Annotated in this window: 10 protein-coding genes and 2 rRNA genes (1 of these 12 cut by a window edge); 7 read left to right on the top strand and 5 right to left on the bottom strand. The window is 64.6% G+C overall.

The window, feature by feature from the left end:
* Positions 1–34: 34 nt before the first annotated feature.
* A complete protein-coding gene (locus LZC95_47630) occupies positions 35–928 on the bottom strand; it encodes an AraC family transcriptional regulator (protein WXA94103.1) in 894 nt (297 codons plus the stop codon).
* A gap of 41 nt (positions 929–969) precedes the next feature.
* Here LZC95_47630 and LZC95_47625 point away from each other — a divergent pair, with 41 nt between their 5' ends.
* Together LZC95_47625 and LZC95_47620 are read left to right on the top strand one after the other, a co-directional pair.
* A complete protein-coding gene (locus LZC95_47625) occupies positions 970–1,815 on the top strand; it encodes an oxidoreductase (protein WXA94102.1) in 846 nt (281 codons plus the stop codon).
* 26 nt (positions 1,816–1,841) lie between these two features.
* Positions 1,842–4,160 (top strand): GH92 family glycosyl hydrolase, encoded by a 2,319-nt coding sequence (locus LZC95_47620; protein WXA94101.1) that lies wholly within the window; start codon positions 1,842–1,844, stop codon positions 4,158–4,160.
* On the opposite strand, the gene LZC95_47615 is transcribed toward LZC95_47620, so the two are convergent.
* Positions 4,157–4,906, bottom strand: coding sequence for a tyrosine-protein phosphatase (locus LZC95_47615; protein WXA94100.1), 750 nt, complete (start codon positions 4,904–4,906; stop codon positions 4,157–4,159). The two genes, LZC95_47620 and LZC95_47615, sit on opposite strands and share 4 nt — an antisense overlap.
* 25 nt (positions 4,907–4,931) lie before the next feature.
* On the opposite strand from LZC95_47615, the gene LZC95_47610 reads away from it, so the two are divergent.
* The 5 genes from LZC95_47610 (at position 4,932) to tadA (ending at position 9,165) form a co-directional block, all read left to right on the top strand.
* The gene (locus LZC95_47610; GenBank protein WXA94099.1) at positions 4,932–6,374 is read left to right on the top strand and encodes an MFS transporter; all 1,443 of its coding nucleotides are present in this window, start codon (positions 4,932–4,934) and stop codon (positions 6,372–6,374) included.
* Positions 6,375–6,418: 44 nt separating this feature from the next.
* Positions 6,419–6,748, top strand: coding sequence for a multidrug efflux SMR transporter (locus LZC95_47605; protein ID WXA94098.1), 330 nt, complete (start codon positions 6,419–6,421; stop codon positions 6,746–6,748).
* Positions 6,745–7,308 carry a TetR family transcriptional regulator gene (locus tag LZC95_47600; GenBank protein ID WXA94097.1) on the top strand — a complete coding sequence of 188 codons (564 nt, stop codon included), beginning with the start codon at positions 6,745–6,747 and terminating at the stop codon, positions 7,306–7,308. The genes LZC95_47605 and LZC95_47600 overlap by 4 nt, the downstream gene beginning before the upstream one ends.
* 139 nt (positions 7,309–7,447) lie before the next feature.
* Positions 7,448–8,629 carry a M23 family metallopeptidase gene (locus tag LZC95_47595; protein ID WXA94096.1) on the top strand — a complete coding sequence of 394 codons (1,182 nt, stop codon included), beginning with the start codon at positions 7,448–7,450 and terminating at the stop codon, positions 8,627–8,629.
* 89 nt (positions 8,630–8,718) lie between these two features.
* Entirely contained in the window at positions 8,719–9,165 is a 447-nt protein-coding gene (tadA, locus tag LZC95_47590) for a tRNA adenosine(34) deaminase TadA (GenBank protein ID WXB00282.1), read from the top strand.
* Positions 9,166–9,168: 3 nt separating this feature from the next.
* On the opposite strand, the gene LZC95_47585 is transcribed toward tadA, so the two are convergent.
* The 3 genes from LZC95_47585 to LZC95_47575 all read right to left on the bottom strand — a co-directional run.
* On the bottom strand, positions 9,169–11,571 hold the full coding sequence (locus LZC95_47585) for a transglycosylase domain-containing protein (GenBank protein ID WXA94095.1): 2,403 nt from the start codon (positions 11,569–11,571) through the stop codon (positions 9,169–9,171).
* A 192-nt stretch (positions 11,572–11,763) separates the two neighbouring features.
* Positions 11,764–11,880, bottom strand: a 5S ribosomal RNA gene (gene rrf / locus LZC95_47580).
* 132 nt (positions 11,881–12,012) lie between these two features.
* Positions 12,013–14,358: ribosomal RNA gene (locus LZC95_47575) — 23S ribosomal RNA — on the bottom strand (it continues 616 nt past the right edge of the window).

Here is a 14,358-nt window from a genome sequence, read left to right as displayed (position 1 = left end):
ATCGTGTCGCGACGCCATCCGCGAAATGAACGGATCATGAATGGACGCGGCGCAGGCGCGCCGCGTCCGTGGCAGGGGGCACGCCGAACATCTTGCGGTATTCGCGGCTGAATTGAGAAGAGCTGTCGTACCCCACCTCGAAGCCGATGGCGCCGGCGTCGCGCCCTTCCACGAGCAAGCGGCGGCGCGCTTCCTCGAGGCGGATGCGCGTTCGGTATTGCAGCGGCGACATCGCCGTCACCACCTTGAAGTGGCGATGAAACGAGGTCACGCTCATGCGAGCAAGCTTCGCGAGATCCTCGATGCTCATCGGCTCCGCGTAATGCGATTTGATCCAATCGGTCACCTGACCAATTTGCGACAGGTGCGTTCCCGCCGTGGCGAATTGCGCGAGCAACGTGCCCAACTCGCCCTGCAGCAACCGGTAATGGATTTCGCGCTCGATGAGCGGTGCCATGACCGGGATATCGGCAGGCCGATCGAGCAGGCCCATCAACCTGGCCACCGCCTCGAGAAGATCGTCCGTATGACGCACGACGGCCAGCCCCGAAGAGGGACCGGCCGGCGACGGCGGATCGGGCATCGCGAGCAACAACTCCGCCATGCGCGCGCGATCCAGGTCCAAGGTGATCGCAAGGTGCGGGGTATCGGCACTGGCTTTCGTCACGCGCGCCGTGACCGGCAGATCCGCCGTGGCAATGAGGGATTCGCGCGCACCGATGTCGTACGTGCGATCGCCAAGGAGGACTTGCTTGCGGCCCTGCACCACCACGCAGAGCCTTGGATCGTACATGCTGCGCACGGGCGGTGTCGGCTCGCGGACGTGGAAAAGCGTGAGCCGCGGGATGCTCGTGGCCTGCCGCCGCGCCGTGCAGTGGCGAACGATGGCGTCGCGGATTGAAAGGATCGTGCAAGGAACTGGCAGCATCGCCCTAACGCCTCGCGCCGCGCCGACCGCATACCTTGGCCATGACCCACGATACCCCGATATGGTTCATCACCGGTTGTTCGAGTGGCTTTGGCCATGAGATCGCCAAACTCGTTCTCGCCCGCGGCGGGCGCGCGGTGCTGACGGCACGCCGTCCCGAGCAGCTCGGCGCGCTCGTGAAGGAGCATGGATCCCGCGCGCTGGCCCTGCCGCTCGACGTCACCGATCGCGCGCAGATCGATCGCGCCGTGACCGCCGCCGAGGAGCATTTCGGCCGCGTCGATGTCCTGGTCAACAATGCCGGCTACGGTTACCTGGCGGCGATCGAAGAAGGTGAGGACGACGCCGTGCGCGCCCAGTTCGAGACCAACGTCTTCGGCCTCGTCGCCACCATCCAGCGCGTGCTTCCCGGGATGCGCGCACGGCGGCGCGGCCACATCGTCAACTTCTCCTCGCTCGGCGGGCTCGTCGCCTTCGCCGCCACGGGCTACTACCACGCGACGAAGTTCGCCGTCGAAGCCCTGTCGGAATCGCTCGCGCAAGAGGTCGCCCCCCTCGGCATCAAGGTGACCATCGTCGAACCGGGCGCCTTCCGCACGGAGTGGGCGTCCAAGTCCCTCCGCGAATCGTCCATCGTCCTCGACGACTACGCCGCCACGGCCGGCAAGCGACGGGGCTCGACGCGCGCAAGCGGTGGCAAGCAACCCGGCGATCCCGCCCGGGGCGCTGCAGCCGTCCTCGCGGCCGTCGACGCGGAAACGCCGCCGCTTCGCCTCCTACTTGGTGCGTCCGCGTTGCAGATGGCGCACCAGCGACTCGATGTTCTCCGCGGCCAATTCGATGCGTGGCGGGACACCTCCCTGAGCGTCGATTATCCGGCACCGTAGCGCGGCCCCTGCGCTACGCTGCCGCCATGCGCCGACCTCTCGTGGTGGCTTTGGCCGCGATCCTGCTCGACGTTGCGTCCACCGCCACCGCCTCGAGCTCCGGGGCCTTACCCGCCGACTACGTCGATCCCTTGATCGGCACGAGGGGCGGCGGCAACACGTACCCCGGCGCGACCGCTCCCTTCGGCATGATGGCGTGGAGCCCCACCAGCACGCGCGGCGATCAGACCAGCACGGGCGCGGCCAACGGCTACGAGTACGGCACCACACGCCTGCGCGGCTTCAGCCTCACGCACGTCAATGGCGCCGGCTGCAACCCCGGCGCCGCCGGCGACGTTCCCATTTTCCCGCACGCGGGGGACGTCACCTCCTCGCCCACGGCCGACGTCACCGACGCCATCTACGCGAGCGATTTCACGCACGCCGCCGAGCGCGCACAACCCGGACGCTACGAGCTCGGTCTGGCCAACGGCGTGGCGACCGACGTGGCCACCACCGAGCGCGCCGCCATCGGCACATTTCGATTTCCCGAGGGCAAGCCGGCCAATCTGCTGTTTCGCACGTCGAACTCGCTCAATGGCAGCGAGGATGCCGAGACCCACCTCGATCCGGAGCACCGCCGCGTGATTGGCTCGGTGCTCACCGGGGCCTTCTGCGGCCGGCGCGCCAATGGCGGCAGCAACAACCGGAAAAGCTATTACCGACTTCACTTCGTCGCCGAGTTCGATCAGCCCTTCACGGGCACCGGCACCTGGAAAGACGCGACCCTCCAGCCCGGGGGGCTCCATCAAACCGGCGGCGAGGGCTACGCCACCGGCAACGACCGCAAAGGTCGCGGCTCCGGCGGATACGTCACCTTTGCGCCGGGCAGCCACGTGACCATGCGGCTCGCCATCTCGTACGTCAGCCTCGAGGGCGCGCGCGAGAACCTGCGCGCCGAGCTCCCCGGCCGCGCCACCGTCGACAGCGTGGCCTCCGCCACCCGGCGCGCGTGGAACCATCACCTGGGGCGCATCCAGGTCGGCGGCGGCACCGGCGCCCAACGCACCATCTTCTACACGGCGCTCTACCATGCGCTCCAGCAGCCAAACCTGGTCAGCGACGTCGATGGCCGCTACCTCGGCATGGACCGGCAGCCACACCGCATCGAGCGCGGCCAGGATGCGCAGTATTCCAATTTTTCCGGCTGGGACCAGTACCGCGCGCAGATCCAGTTGCTCGCGCTGCTCGAACCGCGCGTCGCGGGGAACTTCGCGCAGTCGCTGCTCAACTACGCCAAGCAGAACGACGGCGTCTGGGACCGCTGGGTGCACATCAACGGCGCCACCCACGTGATGACGGGCGATCCCTCCGCCGCCACACTCGCGACGTTCCACGCCATGGGCGTGCGCAACTTCGACACGCGCGGCGCGTTCGATTCGCTGTACCGGCAGGCCACGGTGCCCCGCCCCGAGGGACTCGAGGACGCCGGTTGCCCCGGCCAATGCGTCGGGCAGCGCCCCAACCTCGCGCAGTACCTCGCCTCGCATTACAGCGCCAACGACGCGTGCCACTGCTGGGGCGGCGCCGCGGAAACGCTCGAGGATTCCGTGGCCGACTTTGCACTCGGCCGCTGGGCGCAGTCGCTCGGCTACCACCGCATCGCCGGCGAACTCGCTGCCCGCGGTGGCTATTGGCGCAACGTCTTCAACCCCGCAACCGGGTACATCCAAGCGCGCAACCTCGACGGCGCCTGGGTCACGCCGTTCGATCCGGCCAGCGATCGCGGCTTCGCGCAGGGCTCGAGCGCCGCGTACACGTGGATGGTCCCGCACGACGTCTCCGGCCTTGCCGAGGCCATGGGGGGACGCGACCAAGCCATCGCGCGACTCGATGCCTTCTTCCACGACGCCCACGGCGGTTGGCTCCTGCGCGGAGGCGGCCCGCTCAAGTACGATCCGACCAACGAGCCCGACATCCACGCGCCATGGCTCTACAACGAGCTCGGTCAACCACGAAAAACGCAGGAGACCGTGCGCGAGATCGTGAACACCGTCTACACCACGGGGCCTTCCGGGCTCCCGGGCAACGACGATCTCGGCACCATGTCCGCCTGGTACGTCTTCGCCGCCTTGGGCCTCTACCCGCGCACGCCCGGCTCCGCGGAACTGCTCCTCTCGGCGCCTTTGTTTCCAAGCGCGTTCGTCCTGCCCGATGGCGGTGCGCCCATCGTGATTTCCACGTCGGGCGAAGGGAAATACATCGAGAGCCTGCGCGTCGACGGCGTCCCTTACCGGGATTGGAAGCTCGGCGGCAGCTTCCTGCGCGAGGGAGGCATTCTCTCGTTCACGTTGTCGGCCACCTAGTCGATCAGACGAGCCCGAAGCCGCGTCACGTCCGTCCGGCTCATTCCGGCACCGAGCAGGTAAGCCTCCACGTCCAGGCCCTCCAAGGTCCGGCGAAGCGCCTCGCGCGCGGTCGTATTCTTTCGGGCGAGGATCCGGGCCACCTCGTCGAGGTCACCATTTCCCATGCCCATGCGCTCGAACAGGGTGCGGAGTGGTTCGGTCGTCAGCTCGTAATCGTCGGCGATGGTCTCGATGTCGACATCGGCCAAGGCGAGCAGAAGCAAGGTAACGAGCCCCGTTCGGTCACGCCCCGCGGAGCAATGAAAGATCACCGTGCCCGGCGCCGCATTCGCGATGGCCGTCAACACCGCCACCACCCGCTCCGCTTTGCGCTCGAGGAACGGCCGATAATAGAGCGGGCTGCCATCGAGCTCCTGCGCGCGCAGAAACTGCCACAGTTCGACGTCGTCGATCCCATCCAGGGGCACGTGGACCCGAAGGATCTCCGGGTGCCGAAGCGCCGCCACCGCATCGGCCGTCGGGCGCGCTTCGCGCTCGTTGCGCAGGTCCACGACGGTGCGCACGCCTGCATCGTAAGCGGAGAGCCACCCCGCCGCGGTCACGAAGCGCAAGTCCGCCGAGCGAATGAGCTGCCCGAATCGAATGGCGCATCCGGCGCGGTTGCTCAGCCCCCCGAGATCCCGCGCGTTGTAAAAGCCCTCCCACGCCACGTGCCGTTCACGCATGCCATGAAGATTGGTCACGTTCTGCGTTAGTGTCCAGCGCGTCTTGATTTCGCAACTGCGCACCCTCACGCGTCCGTTCTGGGCGGCCAACGCCATGGAGGTCTTCGAGCGGCTCGCCTACTACGGCGCGCGTGTCGTCGTGCCGGTGTACATCGCGAGCTCGCAAGATCCCAACGGACTGCACTTCGACAATCGCGCCAAGGGCATCATCCTCACGTGCTGGACGCTGATCCAGTCCGTGCTGCCCATGTTCGTCGGCGGCTTCGCCGACAAGTACGGCCGGCGCGCCACCATGGCCTCCTCCATCGGGCTCAAGGTCGCGGGCTACGTGCTCATGGCCACGCAGCGCTCGTTCTGGGGCTTCTTCCTCGGATGCCAGGTGCTCGCCGTGGCCAGCGCCTTCTTCAAACCAGGGCAACAAGCCACCTTGGCCCGCGCGCTCGACGAGCGGAACTCCGCGCTCGGTTGGGGCATTTTCTACCAGGTCGTGGGCCTCGCCGGCTGGCTTGGCCCGCCGGTCGCGGGCTACCTGCGCCGCCTTTCGTGGAGCTGGGTCTTCCTCGCCTGCGCCGCCATCGTCGGACTCAATGGGCTCGTCCTTTTGACCTACCGCGACCCGCCGCCCTCCGCGGACGAGACCATGCGTACGCGCAGCACGTGGGGCGTGGTGGTGCACTCCGTGCGAACCATGCTGCGCCCGCGATTGCTCGCCTTCCTCGTGGCGATGTCGGGCTTCTTCGGCCTGTACTTCCAGCTCTTCGATTCGATGCCGAATTTCATCGAAGAATGGATCGATAGTCGCGACGTCATTGCCTTGTTCGGCCTTCGCGAAGGCTGGCTGGCCGTCCCCACGCCGCGCGGGCTGCAGGTGCCTCCGGAGCTGCTGATCAACGTCGAGGGCACGGCCATCGTCGTGCTCATGCTCCCCGTCACGGCGATGACCGCAAAGTTGGGGCGCCTCCCAGCCCTGGCCATCGGCGGCACCGTCGTATCGATGGGCTTTCTCCTGGCCGGCATCACACCGATGGGGCTTTGCGCGTTGTTCGGCATCTTCGTCTGCGCGCTCGGCGAGATGATCGCCGCGCCCAAGTTCTGGGCCTACTTGGCATCCATCGCCCCCCGCGGCGAGGAGGCACTCTACATGGGGTTCACCGGCGCACCCGCGGCCATCGGCGTCACGTCCGCGACCTATGCCGGCGGCTTCCTCTACGATCGCATCTCCGACAAGGCCAACCTGGCCCTGCGCTACCTCGGCGAACACCACCTGCTCACGCCCGAGGTCCTCGCCACGATCACGCGCACACAGGCCATGGCGGAACTCCAGCGCGCCACGCAACTGGACGCCACGCAAGCCACGCAGCTTCTCTGGGACACGTACCACCCGCACATGTTCTGGCTGGTCTTCGTCGGACTCGGCCTGGCGAGCTCCGTGGCCATCGTCCTCTACGCGCGCGCGGCTCAGCGATGGGAAGCCGCCAAATCCTAGGGCAGCCTTGTCTATTGGGACGATCGTCCCAACATATGTGGAGCATGAATCCCTACCTCCTTTTGGCCATCGCCATCGTCGCGGAGGTCACCGCCACATCGGCGTTGAAGGCTTCCGAGAACTTCGCGAAGCTGCTGCCGTCGGTGGTCGTGGTGATCGGCTACGTGGTGGCGTTCAGCGCGCTCGGGCGCCTGTTGAAGGATGGATTTCCAATTGCCGTCGCCTACGCGATTTGGTGCGCCGCCGGCATCGCCGGGGTGGCCCTCATTGGTGCGGTGTTCCTGAAGGAGCCGCTCAACCTGACCATGATCGGCGGGCTGGCCCTGGTCATCGGTGGCGTGGTGTTGCTCGAACTGGGGCGCGCACACGCATGACCATGGTCGACGGGCGCAAGGTCCGCGGGGATCGAAGGCGGGAAGCGCTCATCCACGCCACCTTGCGGTTGGTCGAGCGCGACGGAGTGGCGGGCATCACGCACAGGCGCGTGGCCAACGAGGCCGGGGTGCCCACCGCATCGACGACGTACCATTTCGAAAGCTTGGACGATCTGCTCGTCGCCACGCTCACCTGGTGCGCGGACGAGTTCGCGGTCACCGTCGGAGACCGGATCGCGCGGGCCCGTGGCGACGAGCGCAAAGAGATCCGCGAATTGGCCGAGATGATCGCGGACGCTCTCGGGCCGCGTCGCGGGCGATTGATGGCCGAGTACGAGCTTTACTTGCTGGCGGCACGCCGGCCGGCACTTCGTCCTGCAGCGCGTCGATGGGCCAACATCTTGACCCGGCTCCTGCACCACGGCGACGAGATGACGTTCCGCGCCTTTCTCGCAGGACTCGAGGGCCTGCTCATGCAGGGACTGATTCGTGATACGCCGCTCTCGGTCGAGGAGCTCGAGCCGCTCGTCGCATCGCTGATGCGATCCACCCGGGCCTAGTCACGAGCGGGCACGAACGGGCACCGGGCCGCGGAACGGAAGCTTCCGCGCGATGGAAAGGACGATTCCTCGCGACCCACGCGACCGCGTTGTTTTGCGCTGCGCGAGCGTGGCCTGCCGCTTGCCCTAAGCGGCCAACATGCCCCATGCAAAGCTGACGGCCCTCGTCTTTCTGGGACTCTTCACCACCGTTGGATTGGCGTGCACGAAGTCGACCGAGACGCCGTCGGCCGATGCCGTCGAGATGGAGGCGTCGAGCCAAACGCGATCCGAGCTTGGCGTCGAGAGGTGGGGCATGCGGCTCGGCGAAGGTCGATTCACCGTCGTGCGGGGCTACGATGCGACGAACACCGCCATCGTCGAATTCGACTACACGACCGCGCGCGGCGCGAAGCACACGTTCGAGGCGCGGTTGCGCCATAAAGACGACGTCGCCCGCATGGAGCTCGCCACCGCCGGGACGTCCGCTCCGCTCGACGTGCTGGAAAACACGTTTCCAGCGAATCCGCAGGCACGCCGCGTTCTCGATCGCATCGTTGCGGATCTCGGCTCGCAAAAGCCGCGCGCTACGAAGCCACTCGCGTTCCACGAGCGACTGCGGCTCCAAGGATTGACCGACAGCGACGGCGGCGGCCTCGTCGAAGGGCCAACGAATTTGCTGCCAGGTTGCGCCGGCGCCATCGTCGACTCGGCCAACGCGGGGGCTTCGACGGCGTCGAAGTGCGCCGACTCGAACGGGGGCGACTGCAACAGCGCCGGCGTCGGACGCGCCGTGCAGGCGCAGGACACCTCTGGAACCCAATGCAACGAGGCGTCAAAAGCCGACCGCTTCCCCGTCGCGGGCCCGCACAACCTCGGCTACGACGCCAATTGGGCCACGTGGAGCTGCGATGGGTCGAACTCCAACTCGGACTTTCACACGGGCGCCGGCGACGCCAACCACCAGAATGGGCATTTGGGCAACGACATCTTCGCCGCCGTCGGAACGAAGCTCGTCGCCATGACGGATGCCACGGTCGTCGAAACCACGACGGAGAATCCCTCGCACGATCCGAGTGCCTCCCCCATCGGCGGCAACTCGATCACCCTCAAGGACAAGGACGGCTGGAGCTACTACTACGCCCACATGGACTCGCCGACGACGCTCGCGAAAGGCCAAACCGTGATGGCAGGCCAGGAGATCGGCGCCCTCGGCAAGAGCGGCCAAGCACGGGGAACCGAGGCGCACCTGCACTTCTCGATTTATCCGAACGACGACTACGACCAGGGCATCGACCCCTACGAACGGCTCGCCAAGGTCGAAAAGGATGCCTGCCAGTAGGTCGCGAACGGCACCCGCCACGGCTGTTGCGCGCCGCAGCGATGTGGCTTAAGTGAAGCGTGTTGGACGAGCAGCGCGATGTGACGTGGATGCAAGCGGCCCTGGCCGAGGCGGACGCCGCGGCGGCGCGCCTCGAGGTGCCCGTCGGTTGCATCCTCGTCGGGGCCGATGGCGTCGAAATCGCACGTGGCTACAACTTGCGCGAGACATGGCTCGACGCCACGGCGCACGCGGAAATGGTCGCCCTTCGTGCGGCCGCGGCCAAAGCACCGAGCTGGCGGCTCGACGGCGTCACGGCCTACGTCACGTTGGAGCCTTGCATCATGTGCGCGGGCGCCTTCGTGCACGCCCGCATCACGCGCGTGGTCTATGGCTGCGACGATCCCAAGGGCGGCGCGCTCCATTCGCTGTACAACATTGCGCAGGACACCCGGTTGAACCACCGTTACGAGGTCACGCGCGGCGTCCTCGCAGAGGAGTGCGCGTCGCGCCTGCGCGCTTTTTTCGCCGCGCTGCGGGCGCAGGGGAAGAAGTAGTCCCTATTTCTGAATCGATTGCTCGAACAGCCGCGACCCGATGACCGGAGAGCGCGGCGGCGGGCGCGGCTGCTCTGGCTTGTGGAACATCACCGTCTCGGAGAGACCATAGTCGAGTTCCCCGCGCGAAATCGTTCCGCGCTTGAACGCCGTCTCCATCAAGGAGCGAATCGTCCGTGTCCACGACTCGGAGAGCTCCCCGCGCTCGTACGTCTTATGGTACGCGAGCGGACGCGGCAAAAGCGAGGAGAGGAAGAACGCCTCGGGAAGATGAATCTCGTCCGCCTTGCGGCCAAAGTAGTGCTCTGCCGCATGGCCGATGCCGTACACATCGGGCCCGAACTCCACCACGTTCAAGTAGAGCTCCATGATCTCCTGCTTGGAGAAATTCTGCTCGAGGTAGCTCGCCAGGATGACCTCCTCGAACTTGCGCGACAGCGTCTTCTCTCGCGACAAAAAGAGGTTCTTCGCGAGCTGCATCGTGATGGTGCTCGCCCCGCGCACGAACCGGCGGGCCTTTAGGTTGGCAATGAGCGATTCACGGATGGCGCGATGGTTGAAGCCATGGTGGCGAAAGAAGGCGCCATCCTCGGTGGTCAGCACGGCCACCTGCATGAAGGGGCTGATGGCTCCGAGATCCGTCCACGCTTCGGTACCCGGTCCCGTCTCCTCCTGCCCCACCGTTCCATCGGGGTGATACACCTGGTGCAAGAACGGCTTGGTGAAGCGCCCGTGGTCGATCTCCTGCGGCACCACGGTGAGCTTGCATAGGTTGTCGAAGTCGTACTCGAGCATCAAGTCGTCGAGCTTGCGCGAATCGAACTGCAGCTGCCCTTTTCCGCCGAAGGTGCCCTTCATCGCTGCGCCGCTCAAGGTCGGCAAGAGCGCGCTGGGGATGCTCTCGAACAGCGCCTGACACTGCGCCTGCGGCACGGCAAAGGACAGCGATCCCAGCGCATGGCTCCCCGTCTGCTCCAAGGTGCCGCGCACCGCCACGCGCAGCGCCCCCAGCGTGGCCTGCGCGTCGTCGATGCGCAGAAGCCCCTTGTCGTTGAGTACCCCCTTGGCCCGCGCCGAGATGGCCAGCCCCCGCACCACATCGTCGGCGAGCTTCGGGTTGGAGATGGAGAGATCCTTCGCCCCCACGTCCAGGTCGAAGGCCAAAGCGTCGCCCGCGTCGGCGAGCACGAGGCTCCCCTTCCCGGACAAGGTGCCGCGCCCCACGTCGGTGAGACCGCCCGCGCCCTCCTTCACCCCGAGCGGTGCCAGCGCGACCGGCCCACCGGCCAGCGAAAGCTCCATGTCGCCGCGCTCGAGCGGGAGCTCCCCGCGAAGCGACAGCGGCGTCCCCGAGGGGGAACCGGTCGCGCGGTTCGTGGAGAACTCCACCAGGAGCCGGTCACCGCGTCGGGCAATCGACACCGGCCCCGGCCCCACCGTGAGCCGATCGGCATCACGACCCCATCGGAACGACAAGCCGTCCACGCGCAGAGAAGCCTCCGGCTCCCAATGCTTGGCGAGCCCCTTGGCCAAAAGCCCGAGGCGCGCCCGCATCGCGTGCAGATCCGGCAGCGACAACAGCGGGGTTGCATCCTGTGCAGGCTCCGGCACGGCCGCCGGTGGCGGCGTCCCTTTCGCACGCGCACTCGCGGAACGCCGCGAACGTGGCGATGGATCTTCCCGCTGCGCCGGCGCAGGCACGGGTTCCGCCGGTGCCGCGGCGGGCTTGGGCGTCGCCTCCATGGGCGCACGCGCGACGAGATCCACCGCGACCCGCGCCGCCTGCGCCTCCGCGAGCGCCCCCTCCTTGGAAAACCGTGCACCCGCCTCGCCGAGCTCGAGGCTCCACGCATCGTGCCTCACGCGAAGCTCCGGCACCGTGACGCGGGTCCCGTCTTCACCGCGCGCAAAAGAGATCCCCGAGCCTTCGAGCGCGTCCACCCCGCCATTCCACGCGAGTGAAATCGCGTCCGCCGTCACCTCGAGCGGCCGTTTGCCGCTAGGCGTACCGCCACTGCGCGACGGATGGCGCGAACGCCACGCGTCGATCTCCTTCTCGAGATCGTCCAGCGCACCGTCTGCCTCGACGTGCCCGCCGACGATCGCGACCTTCCGCGGTCGCATCCACATGTCGAGCGAGATCTCCACCTGGGACAACGACAGCTTCGCCCCGCGCACCCCCTCCGGCCGGACGTCCACATCGGACAATTTCAGGGCGAACCAACCCGGGCGGATGCTCCCGACGCCCACCTCGAGCCCGCGCTTTTCGGCCACGGCCTTCACGCGTCCCCGCATCAACGGGGGAAACGACAGCACGGCGATCAAGCCCACGCCGGCCACACTCAACAGCACCCAGCGAACGACCCACGTAGGAACCGAGCGCAGCGCATCTCGAAGTCGACGCAACACCTACCGAGATTAACGCGAGTTGCCGCGAAATCGATCGATGGAGAAATGCTTGAGCACGCAAGGAAAGCACAGCCGCTTACGAGCGCGACTTTCGCGGCGTTCCAAACGCCCAAAATGCCGATGAACAAAGGTCCAAAGACAAAAAAAGAAAGGCCCGAGTCGTAATCGACTCGAGCCTTCGTAAGATAATCCCGGCGGCGTCCTACTCTCCCACACGGCTTCCCGTGCAGTACCATCGGCTCCGAAGAGCTTAACTTCCGAGTTCGGGATGGGATCGGGTGTGGCCTCTTCGAGATCACCACCGGAAACTGTGGGTGTCCACGTTTCCGAGCGTTGTTGGTGCTCAGTGAAAAGATCGTCTTTTCTCAAACGGGCGCTAGGCGAAACAAGCTTCGCAAACCCAATCCTGGGCGCGAACTCAATTGTTGCCTTAGAGACATGGTTAAGCCGCACGACCTATTAGTACTGGTCGACTCCGCCACTTACGTGACTTCCATCCCCAGCCTATCAACCTTGTAGTCTACAAGGGGTCTTTAGAGGCTTGCGCCTGGGATACCTTGTCTTGAGGCCGGCTTCCCGCTTAGATGCTTTCAGCGGTTATCCGTTCCGCACATAGCTACCCAGCTGTGCCACTGGCGTGACAACTGGCTCACTAGAGGTGCGTCCAACCAGGTCCTCTCGTACTATGGTCAGCTCCTCTCAAGTATCCTTCGCCCACGGCAGATAGGGACCAAACTGTCTCACGACGTTTTAAACCCAGCTCGCGTACCGCTTTAATCGGCGAACAGCCGAACCCTTGGGACCTGCTCCAGCCCCAGGATGCGATGGGCCGACATCGAGGTGCCAAACCACTCCGCCGATGTGAACTCTCAGGAGTGATCAGCCTGTTATCCCCAGAGTACCTTTTATCCGATAAGCGATGGCCCTTCCATTCGGGACCACCGGATCACTAACGCCTGCTTTCGCACCTGCTCGACCTGTCGGTCTCGCAGTTAAGCTCCCTTGTGCGTTTGCACTCTACGCCTGGTTTCCAATCAGGCTGAGGGAACCTTCGCACGCCTCCGTTACGATTTAGGAGGCGACCGCCCCAGTCAAACTGCCCGCCAGGCAGTGTCCCCCGCCCAGGTTATGGGCGCAGGTTAGAATCCCAGAACATCCAGGGTGGTATTTCAACGGTGACTCCATCGAACCCAGAGGCCCGACTTCAAAGTCTCCCACCTATCCTACGCAGAATGTCCCGAAACTCACTGCCAAGTTGCAGTAAAGGTTCATGGGGTCTTTCCGTCTTGCCGCGGGTAGAGGGTATCTTCACCCCCAATACAATTTCGCTGAGTCCCTGGTCGAGACAGCGCGGATGTTGTTATGCCATTCGTGCAGGTCGGAACTTACCCGACAAGGAATTTCGCTACCTTAGGACCGTTATAGTTACGGCCGCCGTTTACTGGGGCTTCGGTTCAATGCTTCGCTTGCGCTGACATGTCCCCTTAACCTTCCAGCACCGGGCAGGCATCAGACCCTATACGTCGTCTTACGACTTTGCAGAGTCCTGTGTTTTTAGTAAACAGTCACAACCGCCGTTTCTCTGCAACCCTCCGACGCTCGAAACGCGAAGTTTCTCACGAAAAAGGGCACACCTTCTCCCGAAGTTACGGTGTCAATTTGCCGAGTTCCTTAACCAGGGTTCTCTCACGCGCCTTGGAATACTCTTCCCGCCCACCTGAGTCGGTTTGCAGTACGGTTACCGAAGGGGCTCTGTACGCAGATTTTCTTGGAAGTGTGGAATCACCAAGTTTCGAAGCCGAAGCTTCGCCTCATCACCTCTCGGGCTAATGTCTCACTGTTTGTCCCTCTTGGGTCCTGGTGAGACACCCTACGGGCTTGAACACGGCAAACCAACGCCGCGCTTGGCCTATCCTACTCCGTCCCTGCTTACTTCAACGCCTTCCTCGGTAGCACAGGAATATTAACCTGTTGTCCATCACCTACGCCTCTCGGCCTCGGCTTAGGTACCGGCTAACCCATGGGAGGATTATCCTTCCCCAGGAAACCTTGGGCTTACGGCGAGCAGATTTCTCATCTGCTTTATCGCTACTCATGCCTGCATAAGCTCTTCTCAGGTCCGATACCGGTCCTCACGGTCCGGCGTGTATCTACCTGAGAATACTCCTCTACCGCTTATTTCTAAGCCCGTAGCTTCGGTGCTGACCTTTAGCCCCGTTATATTTTCGGCGCGGACTCGCTTGACCAGTGAGCTATTACGCTTTCTTTAAAGGATGGCTGCTTCTAAGCCAACCTCCTGGTTGTCAATGCGCTTCCACATCCTTTGACACTTAGGTCAGACTTTGGGACCTTAGCTGACGATCTGGGCTCTTTCCCTCTCGACAATGCAACTTATCTCGCACTGTCTGACTCCCGGATACTACTCAACGGCATTCAGAGTTTGATTGGGTTTGGTAATCTGGTAGGACCCCTAGCCCATTCAGCGCTTTACCTCCGTCGGTATTCGTCCGAGGCTATACCTCAATATATTTCGAGGAGAACCAGCTATCTCCCAGCTTGATTAGCCTTTCACTCCTATCCTCAGTTCATCGCCCATATTTTCAACTATGGTGCGTTCGGTCCTCCAGACGGTGTTACCCAATCCTTCAACCTGACCAAGGATAGATCGCTAAGGTTTCGGGTCTACGCCACGCGACTTGACGCCCTGTTAGGACTCGCTTTCGCTCCGGCTTCACCTATCGGCTTAACCTTGCCACGTAACGTAACTCGCAGGCCCATTATGCA

The organism is Sorangiineae bacterium MSr12523, from assembly GCA_037157775.1.
Taxonomy (GTDB): Bacteria; Myxococcota_A; Polyangia; order Polyangiales; family Polyangiaceae; genus Pendulispora; species Pendulispora brunnea.
The sequence above is the reverse complement of the archived record's forward strand: the minus strand, read 5'-3'. Positions and strand labels throughout refer to the sequence as shown.

What these genes read in the sequence shown, in the direction of transcription:
- LZC95_47630 (WXA94103.1), bottom strand. Translation starts at nt 928, where the DNA reads ATGCTGCCAGTTCCTTGCACGATCCTTTCAATCCGCGACGCCATCGTT.
- LZC95_47625 (WXA94102.1), top strand. Translation starts at nt 970, where the DNA reads ATGACCCACGATACCCCGATATGGTTCATCACCGGTTGTTCGAGTGGC.
- LZC95_47620 (WXA94101.1), top strand. Translation starts at nt 1,842, where the DNA reads ATGCGCCGACCTCTCGTGGTGGCTTTGGCCGCGATCCTGCTCGACGTT.
- LZC95_47605 (WXA94098.1), top strand. Translation starts at nt 6,419, where the DNA reads ATGAATCCCTACCTCCTTTTGGCCATCGCCATCGTCGCGGAGGTCACC.
- LZC95_47600 (WXA94097.1), top strand. Translation starts at nt 6,745, where the DNA reads ATGACCATGGTCGACGGGCGCAAGGTCCGCGGGGATCGAAGGCGGGAA.
- LZC95_47595 (WXA94096.1), top strand. Translation starts at nt 7,448, where the DNA reads ATGCCCCATGCAAAGCTGACGGCCCTCGTCTTTCTGGGACTCTTCACC.
- tadA (WXB00282.1), top strand. Translation starts at nt 8,719, where the DNA reads ATGCAAGCGGCCCTGGCCGAGGCGGACGCCGCGGCGGCGCGCCTCGAG.